The following is a 1,105-nucleotide window of genomic DNA, read 5'->3' as shown; positions in this document are numbered from 1 at the left end:
GGAGAGCAGCTGCGGGGCCTGGTCCACGGCCTGCTCGGCCCTCTCGACGGCATCCCCTACACCGCCAAGGACAGCTACCTCGCCAAGGGCCTGACCGCCGCGGCCGGTTCACCGGCGTTCGAGCACCTCGTCGCCCAGCGCGACGCCTTCGCCGTCGAGCGGCTGCGCGCCGCCGGTGCCGTCCTCATCGGCCTGACCAACATGCCGCCGATGGCCAACGGCGGCATGCAGCGCGGCGTCTACGGCCGCGCCGAGAGCCCCTACAGCGCCGACTGGCTGACCAGCGCCTACGGCTCCGGCTCCTCGAACGGCTCGGGCACCGCCACGGCCGCCTCGTTCGGCGCGTTCGGCCTCGGCGAGGAGACCTGGTCCTCCGGCCGGGCCCCCGCCTCGAACAACGCCCTGTGCGCCTACACCCCGAGCCGCGGCGTGATCTCGGTGCGCGGCAACTGGCCGCTCGTGCCGACCATGGACGTCGTGGTCCCGCACACCCGCACCATGGCCGACCTCCTCGAACTGCTCGACGTCATCGTCGCCGACGACCCGGACACCCGCGGCGACCTGTGGCGCTCCCAGCCCTGGGTGCCACTGCCCGCACCGTCCCGCGTCCGCCCGGCCTCGTACCCGGCACTGGCTCCCGCGGACACGGCGGCGGCACGGGCAACGCTCGCGGGCCAGCGCGTCGGCGTGCCCAGGATGTACATCAACGCCGACCCCGACGCGGGCACCAACCCGGACGGCGGCGTCGGCGGCCGGACCGGGCAGCGGATCGACACCCGCCCCTCGGTCATCGCCCTGTGGCAGGCCGCCCGCCGCGACCTGGAGCGCGCCGGCGCCGAGGTCGTCGAGGTCGACTTCCCCGTGGTGACCAACTACGAATCCGACCGCCCCGGCGCGCCGTCCCTGCCCACCCGGGGCCTCGTCGGCCGCGACTTCCTCGCCCGCGAGATCCTCGACCTGTCGGCCTGGGCCTGGGACGACTTCCTGCGCGCCAACGCCGACCCCGCGCTGCCGACCCTCGCCGACGTCGACGGCGCCCGCATCTGGCCCAAGCACCCCGGCGAACTGCCGGACCGCTACGCCGGTTTCGACGACGTGATCGCCG

1 protein-coding gene is annotated in these 1,105 nt (G+C 75.0%); it reads left to right on the top strand.

What is annotated here, in order from left to right:
- The coding region (locus AB0O00_RS40955; RefSeq protein ID WP_363659733.1) for an amidase at window positions 1-1,105 on the top strand (1,105 nt) is incomplete at both ends.

The sequence above is a fragment of the Kitasatospora sp. NPDC093558 genome (assembly GCF_040683475.1).
GTDB lineage: Bacteria > Actinomycetota > Actinomycetes > Streptomycetales > Streptomycetaceae > Kitasatospora.
The sequence above is the reverse complement of the archived record's forward strand: the minus strand, read 5'-3'. Positions and strand labels throughout refer to the sequence as shown.